The organism is Acinetobacter sp. DMC2 (assembly GCF_056314305.1).
In genome coordinates this window covers 359,984-378,986 of record NZ_JBQUYP010000001.1, presented here as the reverse complement: position 1 = coordinate 378,986, position 19,003 = coordinate 359,984, and the positions used below count along the sequence as shown (strand labels likewise).

The 19,003-nt window shown below is 39.0% G+C and carries 20 protein-coding genes; 16 read left to right on the top strand and 4 right to left on the bottom strand.

Annotated features, from left to right (window positions below; all coding sequences use genetic code 11):
• Nucleotides 1–13 precede the first annotated feature (13 nt).
• From ACT53H_RS01805 to ACT53H_RS01785, 5 genes are read left to right on the top strand one after another with little or no spacing between them, the layout of a single operon-like run.
• Nucleotides 14–805, top strand: a complete 792-nt coding sequence (locus tag ACT53H_RS01805; RefSeq protein WP_476008467.1) for a DUF1365 domain-containing protein — start codon at nucleotides 14–16, stop codon at nucleotides 803–805.
• Complete coding sequence (locus tag ACT53H_RS01800; RefSeq protein ID WP_476008466.1) at nucleotides 802–2,001, top strand: class I SAM-dependent methyltransferase; 1,200 nt, start codon at nucleotides 802–804, stop codon at nucleotides 1,999–2,001. Before ACT53H_RS01805 ends, ACT53H_RS01800 begins: the two co-directional genes overlap by 4 nt.
• A gap of 29 nt (nucleotides 2,002–2,030) precedes the next feature.
• On the top strand, nucleotides 2,031–2,810 hold the full coding sequence (locus ACT53H_RS01795; protein WP_312821656.1) for a DUF1295 domain-containing protein: 780 nt from the start codon (nucleotides 2,031–2,033) through the stop codon (nucleotides 2,808–2,810).
• A gap of 8 nt (nucleotides 2,811–2,818) precedes the next feature.
• Nucleotides 2,819–3,868 (top strand): SAM-dependent methyltransferase, encoded by a 1,050-nt coding sequence (locus ACT53H_RS01790; RefSeq protein WP_476008465.1) that lies wholly within the window; start codon nucleotides 2,819–2,821, stop codon nucleotides 3,866–3,868.
• A 29-nt stretch (nucleotides 3,869–3,897) separates the two neighbouring features.
• Nucleotides 3,898–5,226, top strand: coding sequence for a sensor histidine kinase (locus tag ACT53H_RS01785; RefSeq protein ID WP_476008464.1), 1,329 nt, complete (start codon nucleotides 3,898–3,900; stop codon nucleotides 5,224–5,226).
• Here the strand turns inward: ACT53H_RS01785 and ACT53H_RS01780 are convergent.
• The 3 genes from ACT53H_RS01780 to ACT53H_RS01770 are packed head-to-tail and all read right to left on the bottom strand — an operon-like array spanning nucleotide 5,223 to nucleotide 6,969.
• Nucleotides 5,223–5,918, bottom strand: coding sequence for a response regulator transcription factor (locus ACT53H_RS01780; RefSeq protein WP_004791373.1), 696 nt, complete (start codon nucleotides 5,916–5,918; stop codon nucleotides 5,223–5,225). The genes ACT53H_RS01785 and ACT53H_RS01780 overlap by 4 nt on opposite strands.
• Before the next feature lie 17 nt (nucleotides 5,919–5,935).
• Nucleotides 5,936–6,430: a chalcone isomerase family protein gene (locus ACT53H_RS01775; protein WP_004791375.1), complete on the bottom strand. Its 495-nt coding sequence runs from the start codon at nucleotides 6,428–6,430 to the stop codon at nucleotides 5,936–5,938.
• Complete coding sequence (locus ACT53H_RS01770) at nucleotides 6,397–6,969, bottom strand: nuclear transport factor 2 family protein (protein WP_004791377.1); 573 nt, start codon at nucleotides 6,967–6,969, stop codon at nucleotides 6,397–6,399. Before ACT53H_RS01770 ends, ACT53H_RS01775 begins: the two co-directional genes overlap by 34 nt.
• Nucleotides 6,970–7,248: 279 nt before the next feature.
• On the opposite strand from ACT53H_RS01770, the gene ACT53H_RS01765 reads away from it, so the two are divergent.
• From ACT53H_RS01765 to ACT53H_RS01730, 8 genes are all read left to right on the top strand, one after another.
• Nucleotides 7,249–8,001 (top strand): aspartate/glutamate racemase family protein, encoded by a 753-nt coding sequence (locus ACT53H_RS01765; RefSeq protein ID WP_440202334.1) that lies wholly within the window; start codon nucleotides 7,249–7,251, stop codon nucleotides 7,999–8,001.
• Between the two features lie 122 nt (nucleotides 8,002–8,123).
• The gene (locus ACT53H_RS01760) at nucleotides 8,124–9,110 is read left to right on the top strand and encodes a quinone oxidoreductase family protein (RefSeq protein ID WP_476008463.1); all 987 of its coding nucleotides are present in this window, start codon (nucleotides 8,124–8,126) and stop codon (nucleotides 9,108–9,110) included.
• Between the two features lie 11 nt (nucleotides 9,111–9,121).
• Complete coding sequence (locus ACT53H_RS01755; RefSeq protein ID WP_476008462.1) at nucleotides 9,122–9,970, top strand: TauD/TfdA dioxygenase family protein; 849 nt, start codon at nucleotides 9,122–9,124, stop codon at nucleotides 9,968–9,970.
• A 61-nt stretch (nucleotides 9,971–10,031) separates the two neighbouring features.
• The gene (locus ACT53H_RS01750) at nucleotides 10,032–11,084 is read left to right on the top strand and encodes a beta-keto acid cleavage family enzyme (protein ID WP_476008461.1); all 1,053 of its coding nucleotides are present in this window, start codon (nucleotides 10,032–10,034) and stop codon (nucleotides 11,082–11,084) included.
• A 117-nt stretch (nucleotides 11,085–11,201) separates the two neighbouring features.
• Nucleotides 11,202–12,551 carry an MFS transporter gene (locus ACT53H_RS01745; RefSeq protein ID WP_476008460.1) on the top strand — a complete coding sequence of 450 codons (1,350 nt, stop codon included), beginning with the start codon at nucleotides 11,202–11,204 and terminating at the stop codon, nucleotides 12,549–12,551.
• Nucleotides 12,548–13,204 (top strand): DsbA family oxidoreductase, encoded by a 657-nt coding sequence (locus tag ACT53H_RS01740; RefSeq protein WP_174727698.1) that lies wholly within the window; start codon nucleotides 12,548–12,550, stop codon nucleotides 13,202–13,204. The genes ACT53H_RS01745 and ACT53H_RS01740 overlap by 4 nt, the downstream gene beginning before the upstream one ends.
• Before the next feature lie 14 nt (nucleotides 13,205–13,218).
• On the top strand, nucleotides 13,219–13,527 hold the full coding sequence (locus ACT53H_RS01735) for a Rieske (2Fe-2S) protein (protein WP_174727713.1): 309 nt from the start codon (nucleotides 13,219–13,221) through the stop codon (nucleotides 13,525–13,527).
• Nucleotides 13,520–14,530: a YeiH family protein gene (locus tag ACT53H_RS01730; RefSeq protein WP_476008459.1), complete on the top strand. Its 1,011-nt coding sequence runs from the start codon at nucleotides 13,520–13,522 to the stop codon at nucleotides 14,528–14,530. The genes ACT53H_RS01735 and ACT53H_RS01730 overlap by 8 nt, the downstream gene beginning before the upstream one ends.
• A gap of 93 nt (nucleotides 14,531–14,623) precedes the next feature.
• Here ACT53H_RS01730 and ACT53H_RS01725 read toward each other — a convergent pair whose 3' ends face one another.
• The gene (locus tag ACT53H_RS01725) at nucleotides 14,624–15,634 is read right to left on the bottom strand and encodes an AraC family transcriptional regulator (protein WP_476008458.1); all 1,011 of its coding nucleotides are present in this window, start codon (nucleotides 15,632–15,634) and stop codon (nucleotides 14,624–14,626) included.
• Nucleotides 15,635–15,924: 290 nt separating this feature from the next.
• On the opposite strand from ACT53H_RS01725, the gene ACT53H_RS01720 reads away from it, so the two are divergent.
• The 3 genes from ACT53H_RS01720 (at nucleotide 15,925) to ACT53H_RS01710 (ending at nucleotide 18,938) form a co-directional block, all read left to right on the top strand.
• Nucleotides 15,925–16,530 (top strand): RBBP9/YdeN family alpha/beta hydrolase, encoded by a 606-nt coding sequence (locus ACT53H_RS01720; RefSeq protein ID WP_312821647.1) that lies wholly within the window; start codon nucleotides 15,925–15,927, stop codon nucleotides 16,528–16,530.
• 100 nt (nucleotides 16,531–16,630) lie between these two features.
• Nucleotides 16,631–18,460, top strand: coding sequence for a DUF1302 domain-containing protein (locus ACT53H_RS01715; RefSeq protein ID WP_476008685.1), 1,830 nt, complete (start codon nucleotides 16,631–16,633; stop codon nucleotides 18,458–18,460).
• 67 nt (nucleotides 18,461–18,527) lie between these two features.
• Complete coding sequence (locus ACT53H_RS01710) at nucleotides 18,528–18,938, top strand: PH domain-containing protein (RefSeq protein ID WP_004791402.1); 411 nt, start codon at nucleotides 18,528–18,530, stop codon at nucleotides 18,936–18,938.
• Nucleotides 18,939–19,003 lie beyond the last annotated feature (65 nt).

The following is a 19,003-nucleotide window of genomic DNA, read 5'->3' as shown; positions in this document are numbered from 1 at the left end:
AGGAGCTTTTCAAATGTTATTAAATAAACTTGCTATAGCTCCTACACTTATTCGTCACCGACGCTATAGCCCCAAACAGCATCAATTCACATCGACCTTAAATTACTTGTGGTTCGATCCAGATCAATTAAATGAGCTTGCAAAAGATTGCTCACTTTGGTCAACCAATCATTGGAATGTCTTAGAACTATCCAAAAATGATTTTTTAAATATGTATCACGGTTCTATAAAGGAAAAAGTAGAAAAAGCGATACTGCAAAATAACAACTTACATATTAGACTAGACTGGCAAATCAGAGTATTGGCTTTACCTCGTTGTTTGGGTTTTAGATTTAATTCGGTCGTATTTTATTTTGTTTTAAATAAAGCCGGAAAACCCGTATTTATTGTCAGTGAAATTACTAATACCCCATGGAATGAACGAAAAGTTTACATACACGACTGTATGAATCAACACAGCCATGTAGGTGGTTATGAAAGCTTTGATTTTAACTTTGAAAAATCATTTCATGTTTCGCCGTTCATGCCCATGCAGTTGACTTACCGCTGGCGGTTTAGTTTTTCAGATCAGCAAAATGTCATTCACATGCAGCTTTTTGAAGAGCAAAAACAACTCTTTGATGCCACTATGCGCTTTGAACTTGTGCCCATCACATTTCCTTCACAGCAATATCGATATGCTCTTGTGAACAGCTTAGCGCCTTTTAAAATGCTGTTTTCAATATATTTAGAGGCATTTAAGTTGTGGCGAAAAAAAGTTCCATTTTATCGTCATCCTAAAAAGATCAAGGTAGATAAGACATGATAAAAACATTTCTGTATGGTGAGGATGACTCACTACCAGTGCTACTCAAAAGTCTTCTCAAACTACGCCATGGACAGATCACTTTTCAGGGTGCATGGAATGGTACGGTTGGTGAAGTATCAGACTTGCATGCTGTAATTGAAGTTCACAATCCTTTGCTTATGGATCTCATTTTGAAAAATGGTGTTTTAGGGGCTGCGGAAGGCTATATCCGTGGTGACTGGAGCAGCGAGCAACTTGTAGAGTTGATTCAGATCTTGGCGCGTAATCGAGATGTACTAGACCAACTTAATCAAAATGTTATTGCGCAAGCGAGCCAGTTTTTTCTTAAAGCTTGGTATCAAAATCGAAAGAATTCTATAAGTGGCAGCCGTAAAAATATTGCTGAGCACTACGACTTAAGCAATGACTTTTTTAAATTATTTTTAGATCCATCTTTAATGTACTCGAGTGCAGTTTTTGAAAATGAAAATATGACACTCGAAGAAGCATCAGAGCTAAAAAAAGAGATCATCTGCAAAAAGTTAGATTTAAAACCACTAGATCATTTAGTTGAAATTGGAAGCGGTTGGGGAGGTTTTGCAATTTACGCAGCTGAGCATTATGGCTGTAGAGTGACCACCATTACCATTTCACAAGCTCAATATGATGAAGCCGTTATCCGTGTAAATGAAGCGGGTTTGGCACATCGAATTGATGTGCAACTCAAAGACTACCGCTTACTTGAAGGAAAGTTCGACAAGCTTGTTTCAATTGAAATGGTTGAGGCTGTTGGAGCGCAATATTTGCCGACATATTTTGATCAATGTAAAACACTGTTAAAACCGAAAGGTCTAGCCTTTATTCAGGCCATAACCATTGAAGATTTTCGATATAAAAAAGCATTAAATACAGTTGATTATATTAAGCGCTATATTTTCCCTGGTAGCTTTATTCCTAGCGTGAGTGTATTAACTCAAACCGCCTCTGAAAGTGGTTTAAGGCTAAAGCATTTAAATGATATCGGTTTAAGTTATGCACAAACCATTCATCACTGGCGAGCACGGTTTTTAACCGCACGAGAAGAAGTATTGGCTCTGGGTTTCGATGAAAACTTCATTCGCATGTGGGATTTCTATTTATGTTATTGCGAGGGTGGTTTTAAAGAAGGCGTGATAAGCAATGTTCACTTGTTGTTTGAAAGTAGCAGTTACTAACTCAAACAGCTCAAGTAAGGAGATTGCTGATGTTTTTGAATTTACTGATTCTAGACTTATTTATCATGTTGATAAGTTGGCTACTTGCTACCGCAAATGGCCGAGCTGGAATTGTAGATGCCGCATGGAGTTTCTGTCTGGCATTAAACATTATTGTGTCTTCTTTACTCATTTCCGTTGCTCCTGTTGAAGTACGTCTGTTTATTGGTATTTTTAGCGGCTTATGGTTTCTAAGATTATTTTGGCATCTGTTAAGACGTTATCAATCTGAACAAAAAGAAGATGGTCGTTATGCAAACATGCGTCAAGCCATGGGAAAGTTTCAGCATGTTGGCTTCTTTTTATTTTTTATCTTTCAAACACTTTTAGTGTGTTTGTTCTTTTTACCAATGTGGACACTCCTCAATGTAGAAGCAACTGAATGGAGTAGTGGATATAAAGTCACTTTAGTGATTGCAGCTGTAATTATGGCGATTGCTTTCATTGGAGAGCAGCTCGCTGATCAGCAGTTATATCGATTTAAATTAAATCCAGAACATCATGGCAAAACCATGGATCAGGGTTTATGGCGTTACTCACGTCACCCAAATTATTTTTTTGAATGGTTACATTGGTTTGCCTATCCAATCATTGGTTTAGCGGCAGGCCAATATTTATTGTGGATTTATCCGTTACTGATGTGGCTGTTTTTATATTACGTCACGGGTATTCCATTTAGTGAAAAACAAGCAATTAAAAGTCGCGGTCAAAATTATCTTGATTATCAACAAAAAACATCAATGTTTATTCCGCGAAAACCCAAAAAATAGGTGCGCATATGGATTTTATTGTTCATCAGTCTTTGAAAATTGTTGAAAGTGGTGTGATTCCAGATCATGCCATTCGAGCTGCAATTCGTGCTTTAAGCAAAAAACGCTTAATTCAAGAAGGCCGTTATGACCCTGAACAAGGGGCACAGCGCTATATGGATGTACTTAATATGTTAAAACGGAGTGAAATCGCCGTTGAAACAGATAAAGCAAACGAGCAGCACTATGAATTACCCACTGAGTTTTTTCAGGCGGTGCTTGGAAAAAGACTCAAATACAGTGCATGTTATTTCCCGACTAAAACAACAACTTTAGATCAGGCAGAGGAACTCGCACTTCAGCTTTATTGTGAAAGAGCACAACTTAAAAATGGTCAACACATTTTAGAGCTAGGCTGTGGCTGGGGTTCTTTAACTTTGTGGATGGCAGAAAACTATCCACGTTCACAGATTACGGCAGTTTCTAACTCTGCTACACAGAAGAAGCATATTCTTGGGCAAGCAAAGTTAAGAGGTTTAAACAATATTGAAGTACTTACCTGTGATGTAAATGTACTTGAACTTGAAAAAGGTCAGTTTGACCGAGTCGTATCGGTTGAAATGTTTGAACATGTTCGTAACTATCAACGTCTTTTTGAAAAAATTCAGGGTTGGTTGAGAGCAGATGGCTTACTCTGGTGCCATATTTTTTGTCATCGCTTTTTACATTATCCTTTTGAAGTGAAATCAGACTATGATTGGATGTCGAAGTATTTCTTTACTGGCGGTTTAATGCCGTCGACTTCAACTTTTTTGCATTTTCAAGAGCATTTAGAGTTGGCTCAACAGTGGCAGTGGTCGGGTGAGCACTATATGAGAACGGCAAATGCTTGGCTTGATAACATGGATAACCAAGAAGTCGAACTGAAACCACTGTTTAAAAAAATCTATGGAAAAGATGCCAACATTTGGTGGCAACGCTGGCGTATTTTCTTCATGGCTTGTGCCGAGCTGTTTGGTTTTGAGCAAGGACAAGAATGGGTCATTGGTCACTTTTTATTTAAAAAGAGAGCATTGTAATTTCTACAGCCTATCCCGGCGATAAAGATATGATAAGAACTCGAAACGATGGCAAAGCTAGTCATCCATTAGCCCAAATGTTCAATCGATATTATTGGTTGCAGATTGGTCTGATTGCATTATCGATCGTGGTCGGGTTGGCTTGTAGTGCTTGGGTAATTAAAGGCTCTTTACTTAAAACTGCTTTAGAGCAGGAAATGGAACATTACTGGTTACGCATCGAACGTAATCCAAATGCAGATTTACCAGATACCAAAAATTTATATGGATATCGGTGGAATACACAGGTAGCACCACAACCCTTTAAAGATATGCGGTTAGAAAGTGGGGTTCACCGAATATTTGTTGATGGTAAAGAACGTATGACGGTATATGGAGAACGTAAGGGACAACATGTACTTTTGGTATTTGGCGAAAGTAATGTCAATAAGCTGATCTGGTTATTTGGACTTGCTCCCCTTATGTTCAGTTTATCTGTTCTATATAGTTTTTTATGGTGGTCAAACCGAAGAGCTAGGCGCTATTTTTCACCTATTACACGTTTAGCAAATGCATTAGAAAATATTGATTGGGCACATCAAGACACACAAGCATCACCTTTTAAAGATATTAATACCAATGGCAATATGGAAGCAGAATATCTCAAACAAGCCTTGGAAAAATATCATCAGGTTTTAAGCGATTTTATTCGACGCGAAAGAGAATTTACAGGAGATGTGAGTCATGAACTGCGCACTCCGCTCACAATCTTAAAGGGTAATGTGCAACTTTGTCAGGCGAAGTATGGAGAAGATAAAGCCCTAGTTCGACTTCATAATACAATTGAAGATATGCAGTTATTAGTCGACACCTTACTAGCAATCGCACGTAATACAGTAAAAAGCTTACCTTCTGAAAAGAATTTTTTATCTAAGACTGTAAATGAATTAGTCGAAAGTTTAGATGCGGTCAGCGAGAGTAAGGGCATACATATTCATATTCAACCTGATCTTTCTGAACAGCCGCGTTGGATATATCCTTCTATGACACAAATGGTTTTAGGTAATATTTTACGTAATGCGCTGAACTATTCTCAAGGCTCACAAATCGACATCATTCAACAAAAAAACAGCCTAATTATTGCCGATAATGGAATTGGAATTTCTTTACCTAACGATGTGAAAGTACAAGAGCTCAGTGATTCACAACTCTCTTTAAAGGCTAAAGGCCATGGAATTGGTTTGCAATTGGTACAAAAGCTTTGTAAACAATTAGGATGGCGAGTCGAGTTGTTTGATCGACAATATTATTTAACCACTCATCCCGAACTCGATTTGGAACCGACCACGGGCTTAATTGTTGTGGTTTATTTGAGTTAACTTGTAGAACTGTCTAAAGCAATTTTTAAACCGACACCTGCTACTGTGTGTAATAATTTAGGGTCAAAAGGTTTATCAACCATTTTTCTTAAGTTGTAGATGTGACTGCGTAACGCATCACTTTCAGGTTCTTCATCGCCCCATAGCTCCATCATCAGTTCTTGTTTGGTCACCACTTTTGGAGACTGGCGCATCAAAATTTTTAATAGTTTAAATTGAATAGGGGGTAACTCGATATTATTTCCGGCACGAACCACGGTTTGAGTTGCACTATCAAGAATTAAGTCGTGAATCTGAATTTTATGATGAGTAACTTCACCAGCTGCTCTTTTTATTAATGCACGGATTCGCATCACTAATTCATTAAAATCAAAAGGTTTTACCAAATAATCATCTGTGCCAGCAGTAAAGCCTTTAAGTTTGTCATCTAAAGTATCTCTTGCTGTTAGCATAAGAACGGGAATATCCACACCTTGTTCGGTGCGTAGCCAGTTGCATAGATCATAACCTGAGCCATCGGGCAGATTTATGTCGAGCAGCAAAAGATGATAATGCTGCGATTTGAGAAAAGTCCGTGCAGCATCTAAATTGCGAGCATGATCGATCACATAACCATGCACTTCAAGAAATTCGCAGACCGTTGCTGCGAGTTCAAAATGGTCCTCAACCATGAGGATAAAGTGATTACCCATGAGATTTTATTAAGCCATTAATTTAATAGTTGTTGTTTTAATTTAGCATTAAATGGTTCGCTACCAAACCAGATTTTAAAATATTGATTTGCATTCGGATTGTTTAAAGAACCCAGTAGCTTCTGGTTTAATTTTAGTTCTAGTTTTTGATTTTCATGTTGGTAATAGAGACTATAAAGATCTCCACTTTTAATTGGCCTATATAGTTCATTAATATGATTAAGCGGAGATTTTGCATCAAAGCCGCTAACATTTTTCTTCAAAAAGTGGGCTGCTGCGCGTTTAAATGCCCACTCGGGAATATCGCGATTATAGCTAAAGTCCAGTTTGATGCTTTGGCTTTGCCAATTTTTTAAGCAGTCTTCAGCAAAGTAACTGACATTTCCTACATTCTTACTCGTCACCATTAAAGGTGCTGAACTGCATTTTTTTAGTTCAGCCGCATTCGCCTGAGATGCGATTAAGATTCCTAGAAATATCAAGACTCGACTTTTTTGAACGGTAATACCCATTTATATACTCCTCCAAATATTGGTAAAGAACGGTAAAGGCCATTCGCTGGATCCCAATAATCTTGCTGGAAAATAATTTTTTGTTGCTCATTAATCTTAATTTGACTAATTCCATAAGAAGCCATGGTTTTTGAGCGACCTAACATTTTAAAGTCATAGGTCATGTACCAATGAATGTAGGCTGTATCTTGGTGATGAGTTGCACTAATGAGTTTTACAGTGACATTACTCACTCGGGCATTCATGCCTTCAAAATGCTTAATGAGATCTTGCTTTTGAGAGAACTGCGAGAGTGTATCGTTGATATAAAGTTGATCAGCGTAAAGATGACTCGCGTTATTCACAAAAGAAGGGGTGCCAAGCGTATTAAATGCGGCAACAAAACGATTACCGATATCTAGTGCCTGTTGGTCATTTAATTCTATTCCCGTAATTTTTTGTTCAGCTTTGCCATAGTCACCTGAGTAACTAGGCACACTTTTACACGCTGTTAAACCTACCAAAGTAATCAGCCCAAGGGCTGTAGTTATAATTTTCATGTCGATATCCAAGCCAACTTTATAAGATTAAATTAAAGAGCTGGTCGTGAAGTTTGCGTGAATTCTTATATTTATGATTTGGGTTTGATGGAGAGAGTTTTCTGTTTTGGAAATTTCATCAATTAGGTCTATTCAACTTACAAATTTCTATCGACTTCACAGCGTTTAAGATTAATAAATAGGATAAGCAAGAAAAAATTTAAGAAAGCAATTTTATTCTAGCTACGCTTTACTCATAAGAGATATAGATAAGTTTTACATAAATAGAAGGATTCAATAATGAAAACAATCGGCTTATTAGGCGGAATGAGTTGGGAATCTACAGCGCTTTATTATCAACAAATCAATAAAATGGTTCACAGTAAATTAGGAAAATTGCACTCTGCTAAAGTCATTATTAATAGTGTCGATTTTGAAGAAATAGCAGCCTTGCAAGCGCAGGGTTTATGGCAAGAAGCTGGCGCATATTTAGCTGAGCAAGCACAAAATTTAGAAAAGGCAGGAGCAGATTGTATTTTGGTGTGTACTAACACCATGCATAAAGTTGCTGCACAGATTGAAGATTCAATTTCGATTCCTTTCTTACACATCGCTGATGCAACTGCAAAAGAAATTTTGAGTCAAAACATTGGTAAAGTTGCTCTGTTGGGGACAGCTTTTACAATGGAGCAAGATTTTTATAAAGCTCGATTGCAAGATTATGGAATTGATGTCGTTATTCCAAATGAAGCCGATAGAAAGATAGTTCATAGCATCATTTATGAAGAACTTTGTTTAGGTGTGATTAACCCAGATTCTCAGCAAAAGTACATCGCTATTGTAGAGAGACTCATAGCTGAAGGTGCCCAAGGTGTTATCTTGGGTTGTACTGAAATTTGTATGTTGATTGGTGAGCTTAAATTCTCGGTTCCTTTATTTGATACGACCGCCATTCATGCAAAAGAGGCGGTCAGTTTTAGCTTAAATGAAAATAAAAATTCTGTTAGCGACAATCTACATAAGTCTGCTGCAATTGCTGGGAATACTATTTAGCCCTTTGTCATTAAACGTTAAGCTTGTGTCGTCAAATGTAAAGTGGCCCATATCCTAACTGTTGTAATTTTGGTTATTGCTTTTATAGGCACTCAATAAAAAACCAAAATATGGAATAGGACATGACGTTGACGAAAGCTATACGTTTCTATGGAACAGGAACGCCAGAAGTAATGCGCTATGAAGATGTAGAAGTAGGAGATCCTAAAGCTGGAGAAGTACGCCTACGTCATATGGCAGTCGGCCTAAATTATGCCGATACATATTTTCGTAATGGAACCTATCAAATTCCAATGCCTAATGGTATGGGCGTCGAAGCTTCAGGTGTCGTTGAAGCTTTAGGCGAAGGAGTGACCCATCTTAAAGTGGGTGATCGAGTTACTTATACAGGTTTTTTAAATACCTTAGGTGCATATAGTACTCACCGTCTAATTCCAGCAAATGCTTTAATTAAATTACCCGAAGAAATTTCTTGTGAAACAGCGGCAGCCATGACCATGCGAGGGCTGACCGCTGCTTATCTGATGCGCCGTATTTATGACTTTAAAGCGGGCGATTCAATTTTACTACATGCAGCCGCAGGTGGTGTTGGGCTGATTGTTTCTCAATGGGCCAAATTACTTGGCTTGACTGTTATCGGTACCACATCTTCAGAAGAAAAAGCTGCCGTAGCGCGAGCTCATGGTTGTGATCATGTCATTAACTACAGTCATGAAAATGTTGCCGAACGTGTACGTGAGTTAACAGATGGCGTTGGTGTAAATGTCGTTTTCGATAGTGTTGGTCAAGCGACTTTTATGAGTTCATTAGATTCCCTAAAACGCCGTGGTTTGTTTGTCTGTGTAGGAACAGCGTCTGGTCCAATTCCTGCTTTTGATCCGGTATTACTCGCAGTGAAAGGATCATTGTTTGTCACACGTCCAGCTTTGGCAGATTACATTGCAGATCCTGCCGAGAAGAAAGAACTGGCAAATGAATTATTTGATCATGTTCGGCATGGACGAATCAAAATTGAAATTAATCAGCGCTATGAGTTAAAGGATGCCGTGCAAGCTCATCGTGATTTGGAAGCACGTAAAACAATAGGTTCATCAATCTTTGTAATTTGAAAGGATTTCTTATGCAAATTGAACAGTTAACTTGCAATATTGGTGCAGAGCTCAGTGGCGTCAAACTTGCTGATGCGATTTATGATGATGGATTATTTGCTGAAATTCGCACTCAACTACTTAAGCATCGTGTGTTGTTTTTACGAGATCAGCATTTAACCCGTCAGGATCATGTTGCATTTGCAGAAAAATTTGGACAGTTAGAAGATCATCCTGCGGTAGGTAGCCATCCTGATCATCCAGGTTTGGTGCAGATTTATAAACATCCTGAAAGTCCCGTCGATCGTTATGAAAATGCTTGGCATAGCGATGCAAGCTGGCGCAAGGTTCCACCGATGGGATGCGTGTTGCACTGTGTTGAATGCCCACCAGTGGGTGGCGATACTATGTGGACCAATATGGTCATGGCCTATACGTCTTTACCCGATGATATTAAGGATAAGATTGCTGACTTACGTGCTTATCACAGCATAGAAGCGAGTTTCGGTGCGGCTATGCCACTTGAAAAACGCTTGGACTTAAAAGCAAAGTTTCCTGATGCTGAGCACCCAGTGGTACGTACTCATCCTGAAACTGGAGAGAAAATTTTATACGTCAACGCGTTCACAACCCACTTTAGTAACTATCACACCAAAGAACGCGTCAGATTTGGACAAGATGCCAATCCGGGCGCAGCTGAACTACTGCGTTACTTAATTTCTCAAGCCTATATTCCAGAGTTTCAAGTGCGTTGGCGCTGGAAGCCTAACAGCATTGCCATTTGGGATAACCGCAGTACACAACATTATGCAGTCATGGATTACCCACCTTGCCACCGAAAAATGGAACGGGCCGGCATTATTGGTGACGCAACCTATTAAGTATATAGATTAAAAAATTTTATCTATTTGAAAATTCTAAAAAATATATGAGGAGATGCACATGCAATTCTTTGACGACTCATTGCACCCGGAAAATATGGAAAAAGTGGTAATCACGGTTGCGCCGTATGGCCCCGAATGGATGCCGGAAGACTTTCCCGAAGATATTCCAGTGACCATGGATGAGCAAATACAAAAAGCGGTTGAGTGCTATGAAGCGGGCGCTACGGTGCTGCATTTACATGTGCGCGAACTTGATGGCAAAGGCTCTAAGCGCTTGTCAAAATTTAATGAGCTTATTGCAGGGGTTCGTGAGGCTGTGCCTGACATGATTATTCAGGTAGGCGGTTCGATTTCATTTGCACCAGAGAGTGAAGGTGAAGCGGCTCTATGGCTAAGTGATGACACCCGACATATGTTAGCTGAGCTCACTCCAAAACCCGATCAGGTTACGGTGGCAATTAACACCACACAAATGAATATTATGGAATTGCTCTATCCTGAATATTTAGAAGGGACTTCATTGGCACATCCAACGACTCAAGCAGCATATGCAGAGATGACTGTGCCAGCAGGGCCTGCATGGGTTACCGAACATATTAAGCGGTTATGTAAAAACAATATTCAACCGCACTTTCAGTTAACGGGTATGCATGGCCTTGAGACGCTAGAACGTATGGTGCGTAAAGGGTTGTACATGGGGCCGTTAAACTTAACTTGGATTGGAATTGGCGGTGGTTTTGATGGTCCAAATCCATTTAATTTCTTTAATTTTATTCATCGCGTACCTGATGGATGTACTTTGACATCAGAATCTTTGCTCAAAAATGTATTGCCTTTTAATACGATGTCGATGGCAATGGGTTTACATGCCCGTGTGGGTAATGAAGACACGATCATTGATCATCACGGACGCCGTTTTTCATCTGTAGAGCAAATTAAACAAACAGTTCGAATTGCCCATGAATTAGGCCGTGAAATTGCCTCAGGAAAAGAAGCCCGTGAAATTTATCGTATTGGGGTGCAATACAACAGTATTGAAGAAACCCTAATCGCAAATGGTATGGCACCCAACCGTAAAACAGGGCAAAAGGGCGTGCCGCAGCGTAACTAATTTGACAAGGTCTAACGGAATGTAGACCTCAATTGTAGTGCAGTTTACTCGCTTTAATTTTAAAAGTGTGTTGCTGCACTAGCTACATAGAAATTATAAAAAATACAAGGAGGTCGTATGAATGCACATCAGTATTCAGATCAGATGAGCGATGTTGATACGTCAATCAGTATACCTCGTCGTTATGCATGGCTTGTTTTTGCTTTGACATTTGGTTTGCTCATTTCAGATTACATGTCTCGACAAGTCTTAAACGCAGTCTTTCCTTTACTTAAAAATGAGTGGTTACTCAGTGACAGTCAGCTAGGTTTGCTCAGTGGCATTGTTGCTTTAATGGTGGGTTTATTGACTCTGCCGTTGTCTTTAATGGCAGACCGTTTTGGGCGAGTGAAAAGCTTGGCCATTATGGCGGCTTTATGGAGTTTGGCGACTCTAGGATGTGCACTGGCTGAAAATTATGAGCAAATGTTTATTGCTCGTTTTATGGTTGGTGTGGGTGAGGCAGCTTATGGCAGCGTTGGAATCGCGGTGGTTGTTGCTGTTTTTCCCCGAGAAATGCGTGCAACACTCGCCAGCGCATTTATGGCGGGCGGCGTATTTGGTTCATTTTTGGGTGTGGCTTTAGGTGGTGTACTCGCACAGCACTTCGGTTGGCGTTGGGCATTTGGAGGCATTGCTTTATTTGGTCTCATTTTGGCTTTTCTATATCCAATTTTAGTGAAAGAAAACAGAATAAACGCAGAGCCTCAAAATAAAATTCGTAGTAAAACCCAGCACATTAAAAGCCCTTTAAAAACTTTATATTCAAGTCGTTCAGTCATTGCCACTTACATTGGTAGTGGTCTGCAATTATTTGTTGGTGGGACAGTGATTGTCTGGATGCCGAGTTATCTCAATCGTTATTACGGCATGAGTACCGACAAGGCAGGTGTGATGGCAGCAGTCATTTTACTATGTAGTGCAGTAGGCACAATTCTATGCGGCATGTTGTGTGATTATTTAGGCCGTAACTGTCCAGATCGTAAGGTCAGTTTAGCGATTACCTACTGCTTGCTCGGTTGTGTTCTTTTATTCATTGCTTTTGCTGTGCCTGCGGGACGTAACCAGTTACTTCTCATCTGCCTAGGAATGTTTATTGCCTTAGGAACCAATGGGCCATCTAGTGCCATGGTGGCCAATCTCACACATAACTCAGTTCATGGCTCTGCATTTGCAACACTCACCTTAGCTAACAATTTTCTTGGTTTAGCGCTTGGTCCTTTAGTCGTTGGCAAAGTATCTGATGTGATTGGTTTACATAGTGCATTTCAGCTCATGCCATTGGTCAGTATTGCAGCCGCAGCCGTATTTTTTTATGCCAAACGTCATTATCACAAAGATATCGCGCGTTTTGAGCAGCAAGGAATAACTGAGCTTAAAAATCATACAGGTAACCAAATACAAAAATGCGGGATGAATAACAAATGATGATTCGGCAATTACATATTGATGTATTTTTTGACTTTATTTGTCCTTGGTGTTTGATCGGAAAACGTCAGTTACTGATCGCTATAAATAGATTTTATCAGCTTCACCCCAAAGTCAAAGTTGTCGTGCACTGGCGAGGTGTTCAGCTCATACCGGACTTAGCAGTTGAAGGTGTACCGTTTCAAACGTTTTATTTGAAACGGTTAGGTAGCTTAACAGCAGTTCGTATGAGACAAGAACAGGTCAATAAAGCTGCACATAAAGTTGGGCTCAAGATCGATTTTGAACAGATTAAACGGATGCCAAATACGGCCAAAGCTCACCGCTTATTTGATAAAGCTTTAAAAATAGGAACTCCTGAGCAGTGCAATGCGTTGTTAGAACAACTCTTTGCTGCATATTTTTATGATGGGTTAGACATCGGAAATACCACTACTTTATACAAAATCGCGAAACGTTGTGGTTTCTCACCTGAGCTTATCAAAGATTTACTTATTCAAGATCATCAAGATTTTATCTCTGCAAGTACAGGAGGTAATGGCGTGCCTTATTTTATTTTTGATCGGGCTTCAGCCTTAGTGGGCGCGCAATCAGCAGATGTACTTTATCAAGCAATGCAAGAGGCAATGGTGGCACAAGGAGAGTTGATATGACCAACCGATTTGAAGTGCCTTTTGAGAAAATACCGAATTCAGGTGAGCGAGCTTTTTTAAAAATGGGAGATAAAAATCTCGCACTATTTAACGTTGCGACTCAATTTTATGCAATCGATGACAGTTGTCCTCATCAGGGGGCATCGTTATTTAGTGGACGTCTAGAAGGACGAGTGATTCAGTGTTGTGCCCATGGTCTACGTTTTGATTTAACAAATGGCTGTTTAGTTAATTCTGCTCATCTCAAAGTTGCAACCTATCCCGTAGAAGTGATCGAGGACAAAGTATTTATTGTGATGGGCTGTGGGGAAAATCATGAGTAGTTTAGTTTTGAAAAATTTTTCCCAGCGTACAAGAGAATTAGCACCAGGCTTTGTGGTCAGTTCGGTCGTTGCTGCGGCTGCCTGTTTTTTATCAGAGCACTATGGTGCACCAGTCATGCTATTTGCACTATTGCTCGGCATGAGCGTGAATTTTTTAGCAGCTGAAAGTAAATGTAAGGCAGGGATCGAATTTACCGCACGGAGTGTGCTGCGGATGGGTATTGCATTACTCGGCATGCGCATAACTTTGGGGCAAATTACCGCACTAGGTTGGCAACCTGTTGCGTTAGTCGTCACTCTGGTTATTGTCACAATCGCCGTTTCTGTTATTGCAGCTAAAATCTTAGGTTTCCAAAAACTATTTGGCATGCTCACTGGTGGATCAACGGCAATCTGTGGTGCTTCAGCTGCATTGGCACTATCGGCTGCTTTTCCAAATCATCCGCAAAAAGAAAAAGCGACTTTGTTTACCGTAATTGGCGTGTCGGCACTTTCAACATTTGCAATGATTGTCTATCCGATGATTGCGAAGTGGTTGGAGTTATCGCCACAAGCGGCTGGTGTGTTTCTTGGTGCTACGATTCACGATGTGGCACAAGTGGTCGGCGCTGGTTATAGCATGTCTACTCAAACAGGTGATACGGCGACTGTAGTTAAACTTATGCGTGTGGCGATGCTGCTTCCAGTCATTGTTTGTGCGGCTATGATTACCCGTATGCAAGGAGCAGATTCAACTGGAGAGCGGCCACCATTACTGCCTTGGTTTGCTGTTGGCTTTTTAATACTGGCTTGTATTAACAGTACAGGATGGGTACCAACGATGGTTCAAAATGGAATTAATGATTTATCACGCTGGTTTTTAGTCATTGCAATTAGTGCTTTAGGAATGAAAACTCAGTTAAAAGAATTAGCATCTGTTGGCATTAAACCGATTCTTTTAATGATCGGCGAAAGCATCTTTTTAGTGGTATTGGTTCTTGGGCTTATGCACTTGTGGTTTTAATTTTAAAAAATTAAATTTTTAAGGAAGCTATGAAGTCGTTCTCCAGCTTCCTTATATTTTAAATGACTTGATTGGGCTTCACATAAAGAGAAATTAATTGAGCAGGGCTTTATTGTGACTACGCCACATATTTGGTGACATACCAAATTGGCTAATGAACCAACGCGTAAAAGAACTCGGCATTGAGTAACCTAAAATATCAGACACTTGAGCAAGTGAATAATTTAGATTTTTTAAATAACGAAATACGAGGTCTTTGCGTACTTCATTCATTAAATCACTAAAACTCGTTTGAGCTTCTTCTAAACGACGCTGCAAGGTCCGAACATGAATACCGTGTGTTTGAGCGACTTGATCAATCGTAGCGCGACCCATTGGCAAAAGAAGATAAATACTTTTACGAATATCAAAAATCATGGTCGATTCATTACTATTCTGCAAAATATCTAAATAACGCTGTGCATGGTTGGCCATAGCCAGATTTGCTTGAGGGTTTGTTGTATCAAGTTCGGCCGCCGTACAAACAATACCATTAAAGTCACTACCAAACTCGAGCGCACAGCCAAAAATCCGCCGATGCAAAGTTAAATCACTGGGCGGGTTATGAGTAAAGTGGATACTTAACGGCCGCCATTTTTGCATCATGAGTGCTGCACAAAAACGATGGGTGATTCCTAAAGCAAGTTCTGTGGCTTGGCGACTATACCCGCAAGTTGTTGTCACTACTTCCTCTCGAATAACAACCGTATCGTCAATTTCTTCTATATATATTTCAAGTGAGTTATTGAGTAAATTTCTATAACGAACAATCGTTTGTAGCGCTTCTCTCAAAGTGTATTGGTAACTTAATAATAAGCTCAGTTCACCAAAATCCGCGATTTCACGTTGCTCTGCCATATATAAACCGAATACATCACAATTACTCATTTGGGCTGAGTCTTCAAGCAAGGTAATGGCTTTATCTACAGGAATACGTTGTTTAAGATCATTCAATTGAGTTTGGCTAAGCCCAACACGTGATAATAAATGGTAGGGATTTAGATCTAATTGCTGAGCAACTGCCAAATAATTTTTTAAAGAGGCGGTATGCGCAAGAGGCACCATTTTATTATCTCCTGTTCTTAATCAGCCATATTCCTTACAGCTCATATCTAGTTATAACTAAAATATCTACATTACAAAAGCTTTTATTTAAGAGCCTAATCGTGATGTCTACTTAATTTTAAAACTATTCTTTTGGCTCACTTGTAATTACAAAAACTATTTTAATTAATTTACGAAATTTTAAAAAGATGTGTCGTCAAATGAAAAGTCCGTGACGCCTTATGTACACCATTAACTGAAATGAGCCTTTATTGTAAATGGAGTTTTATAGAAATTCTTATGGCTCCTAGATGGCAAAATTCACAGGCGTTGAAATGGAAAAAATACAAACCAAAGCAACAATTTTAATTATTCCGGGGTTACGCGATCATGTTCCCGAGCATTGGCAAACGATCTTAGAAACAAAGCTAGCAAAAGTTCGCTCTGTACCGCCTGTGCAAACCAACAAACTCAATTGTGAAAATAGAGTTGCTGCTATTGAGGCACAACTCGAACAAATACAAGGGCCTGTCATTTTGGTTGCACACAGCGCAGGCGTGCTGATGACCCTACACTGGGCTGCAAAATATCAACGACCAATTCAGGGTGCTTTACTTGTGGCTCCCCCTGACTTAAACGAAAGCTGGCCAGAAAATTATCCAAGCCCAACTGAACTTCATCAAGAAGGATGGAGTCCTTTACCAGATCAAGAACTACCTTTTCCCAGCATTTTGGTTGCAAGCACCAATGACCATTTAGCTCGTCATGAAGCTGTAGGTGAAATGGCAGAAAAGTGGGGTAGTCGACTCGTAAATTTAGGTGATGTGGGACATTTAAATCCTGCATCTGGCTTTGGCTATTGGCCCTTGGCTGAACAATTCATTCAACAATTAGATCAGGTTGAACAACCAGCCTAGGGCAAAAAATACCTGCTTATGAAAACCATTTAAAGCCAATGGATGGCTTTGAGTAATAAGCAATAAATAAGAAAAATCATATTTATAGGGAGATAATATGATGGGTCATTACGTCTATTTAAATCAAAGAAATAATCACGTTTTATATATTCAAAAAATAGGTGTTTCATTAAGCCTAATTTTATTCATGTCTAAAGCAAATGCAGCCAGTTTTGATATTGATGAAGACTGGAAGTTCGAGACAAAAACGACATTAAGCCTAGGTGCAAATTGGAGTACGCAAGATCCATCCGTTTCATTACTTTATCGGCCTGACGCAAACAAAATAGGCAAACAAGGCGCTAGCATTGATGTGAATGGTGATGATGGGCGAATGAATTTTAGTAAATATGATGCCATTTCACAGATCATCAGAGGCATAACTGAAGTTAAGCTAAATGGAAAACATCAAGGTGCAGTTATGAGCACTAAATACTGGTATGACCATGCCTATGAGACAGGACATGGAGACTTTAAAACCTTTAATGACTCAGCATGGCCAAGGCTCGCAAAGTTCAAAGGTATCGATTTATGGAATGCCTATATATGGAAAGATTTTGAACTGGGTGGTGTAAAAAATATCAATTTAAAATTAGGCAAACAGACTTTAAATTGGGGGAAATCTCAGTTTTTTCAAAACGGTTTAAATTCGGTGAGTGCATTTGATTTTGCTGCAATTAACCGACCGGGTGGTGATACAAAAGAAAGAATCATTCCAACCGAAATGTTTTCATTCGACACAAGCATTAATAAAAATTTGAAAATAGAAGGTTTCTATCAATTTAAATTTAGACCTTCAGTTGTTGATGGTAACGGAACTTTCTTTGAGATTTCGGACTTTGTGCCCGAAAACGCAGGTCCAGTTCTGATTGCTGGAGGGGGAGATAAATTATCAGATACCGCAATTCGTTTACGTACCTATATTCCACGTGCAGAAAGTAGAAAAGCAAAGGACAATGGCCAATATGGCATTGCTTTAAAACAGACATTACCAAGTTTAAATAATGCTGAGTTAGGTATTTACTATGCGAACTACCATAGCCGTAATGCAAACTTTGATGGAACGGCTGTAACAGCAGCAGGACCCGAACATTTTAATACCGCAAGTTATTTTTCTATCTATCCTGAAAATATCAAAATGTTTGGATTAAGTCTGACTGGGAAAGTTGGAACAACAACCGTTTTTAGTGAATTAACCCACAAACCTAATCAACCTTTGCAACTAAACGGTACAGACATTGTCTATGCTCAAGTGCTATCGGAAGGAACACCATTTGCACTACCGGGAAAAACTGTTGAATTAGGTCAATATATTCAAGGATATGTACGCTTACCCGTAACACAATTTTCGGTTGGAGCAACTGACAGCATATTCAATATTTTGGGAGCAAATTCGATGACATGGTCTACAGAGTTTGCCTTAAATCATATTGCAGATATTGGTAATCATCGGTTTGGCCGGACAGGCGCATTTGGCCGTAGTGAGCTTTCAACAGGTGCTTATAATCCTGAAACAGGCGAGTTTAAATGTACGCCGTATGGTACAGCCCATCTTACAAATGCAGAAATAGACAATTTAAATGAACGCTTTTGCAATAAAAACGGATTTTTTAATGAATGGTCATTTGGCTACCGATTACGTGGTGCATTAAATTATCAAGATATTTTACCCTCTACAGTGATTACGCCAAGTCTTAGTTTTAGACATGATGTTTATGGATATAGCCAAAACTTTCAAGAAGGGCAAATGAGTGTAAGTGCAGCGTTATCTATGATTTATCAACAAAAATATACAACAGAGATTGCCTATAATAACTTTTTTGGTTCTAATGAATTTAGCACGATAGATGATCGAGATTTTGTATCATTAACATTTAAAGCTAATTTTTAGTTCAATTCTTTTATAAAAAATATAGAAAGTCTCGTTATAAATAACATTTAGATGTGGAGAATAACTTTTGAAATTTAGATCAAAAATTGATTGGTGGCTTTTATTAATATTTATTGTTATCACTGCCAATATTGTTATAAAAATTTATGAAGCAAACCACCTTTATTCTTTAGCTTCAAATTTTCCACATCTCGTCATTTATAGTTTAATTATTTTTCTTATTTGGCTTCCCATATTTAATACTTATTATTTGGTAGAGAACGACACTTTAATGATTAAGAGTTTGGTATTCCGATGGAAAATTAATATTAATGATATTACCCAAATAGAGCCTACTCATAATCCACTTTCATCTCCAGCGCTCTCATTAGATCGGCTTAAAATTTATTATATGAAAAATGGAGAAATTACTTCAGTGATGATTTCACCAAAAGATAAAGAACGTTTTTTGCAAGCCATAAACAAAAGACTCCATTAAAGTTGCTTGTTTAATTGCAAACATAAATTACGCTATTTCCATGACGACAAAAAATAAATGGAGAT

What these genes read in the sequence shown, in the direction of transcription:
- ACT53H_RS01805 (WP_476008467.1), top strand. Translation starts at nt 14, where the DNA reads ATGTTATTAAATAAACTTGCTATAGCTCCTACACTTATTCGTCACCGA.
- ACT53H_RS01800 (WP_476008466.1), top strand. Translation starts at nt 802, where the DNA reads ATGATAAAAACATTTCTGTATGGTGAGGATGACTCACTACCAGTGCTA.
- ACT53H_RS01795 (WP_312821656.1), top strand. Translation starts at nt 2,031, where the DNA reads ATGTTTTTGAATTTACTGATTCTAGACTTATTTATCATGTTGATAAGT.
- ACT53H_RS01790 (WP_476008465.1), top strand. Translation starts at nt 2,819, where the DNA reads ATGGATTTTATTGTTCATCAGTCTTTGAAAATTGTTGAAAGTGGTGTG.
- ACT53H_RS01785 (WP_476008464.1), top strand. Translation starts at nt 3,898, where the DNA reads ATGATAAGAACTCGAAACGATGGCAAAGCTAGTCATCCATTAGCCCAA.
- ACT53H_RS01780 (WP_004791373.1), bottom strand. Translation starts at nt 5,918, where the DNA reads ATGGGTAATCACTTTATCCTCATGGTTGAGGACCATTTTGAACTCGCA.
- ACT53H_RS01775 (WP_004791375.1), bottom strand. Translation starts at nt 6,430, where the DNA reads ATGGGTATTACCGTTCAAAAAAGTCGAGTCTTGATATTTCTAGGAATC.
- ACT53H_RS01770 (WP_004791377.1), bottom strand. Translation starts at nt 6,969, where the DNA reads ATGAAAATTATAACTACAGCCCTTGGGCTGATTACTTTGGTAGGTTTA.
- ACT53H_RS01765 (WP_440202334.1), top strand. Translation starts at nt 7,249, where the DNA reads ATGAAAACAATCGGCTTATTAGGCGGAATGAGTTGGGAATCTACAGCG.
- ACT53H_RS01760 (WP_476008463.1), top strand. Translation starts at nt 8,124, where the DNA reads ATGACGTTGACGAAAGCTATACGTTTCTATGGAACAGGAACGCCAGAA.
- ACT53H_RS01755 (WP_476008462.1), top strand. Translation starts at nt 9,122, where the DNA reads ATGCAAATTGAACAGTTAACTTGCAATATTGGTGCAGAGCTCAGTGGC.
- ACT53H_RS01750 (WP_476008461.1), top strand. Translation starts at nt 10,032, where the DNA reads ATGCAATTCTTTGACGACTCATTGCACCCGGAAAATATGGAAAAAGTG.
- ACT53H_RS01745 (WP_476008460.1), top strand. Translation starts at nt 11,202, where the DNA reads ATGAATGCACATCAGTATTCAGATCAGATGAGCGATGTTGATACGTCA.
- ACT53H_RS01740 (WP_174727698.1), top strand. Translation starts at nt 12,548, where the DNA reads ATGATGATTCGGCAATTACATATTGATGTATTTTTTGACTTTATTTGT.
- ACT53H_RS01730 (WP_476008459.1), top strand. Translation starts at nt 13,520, where the DNA reads ATGAGTAGTTTAGTTTTGAAAAATTTTTCCCAGCGTACAAGAGAATTA.
- ACT53H_RS01725 (WP_476008458.1), bottom strand. Translation starts at nt 15,634, where the DNA reads ATGGTGCCTCTTGCGCATACCGCCTCTTTAAAAAATTATTTGGCAGTT.
- ACT53H_RS01720 (WP_312821647.1), top strand. Translation starts at nt 15,925, where the DNA reads ATGGCAAAATTCACAGGCGTTGAAATGGAAAAAATACAAACCAAAGCA.
- ACT53H_RS01715 (WP_476008685.1), top strand. Translation starts at nt 16,631, where the DNA reads ATGGGTCATTACGTCTATTTAAATCAAAGAAATAATCACGTTTTATAT.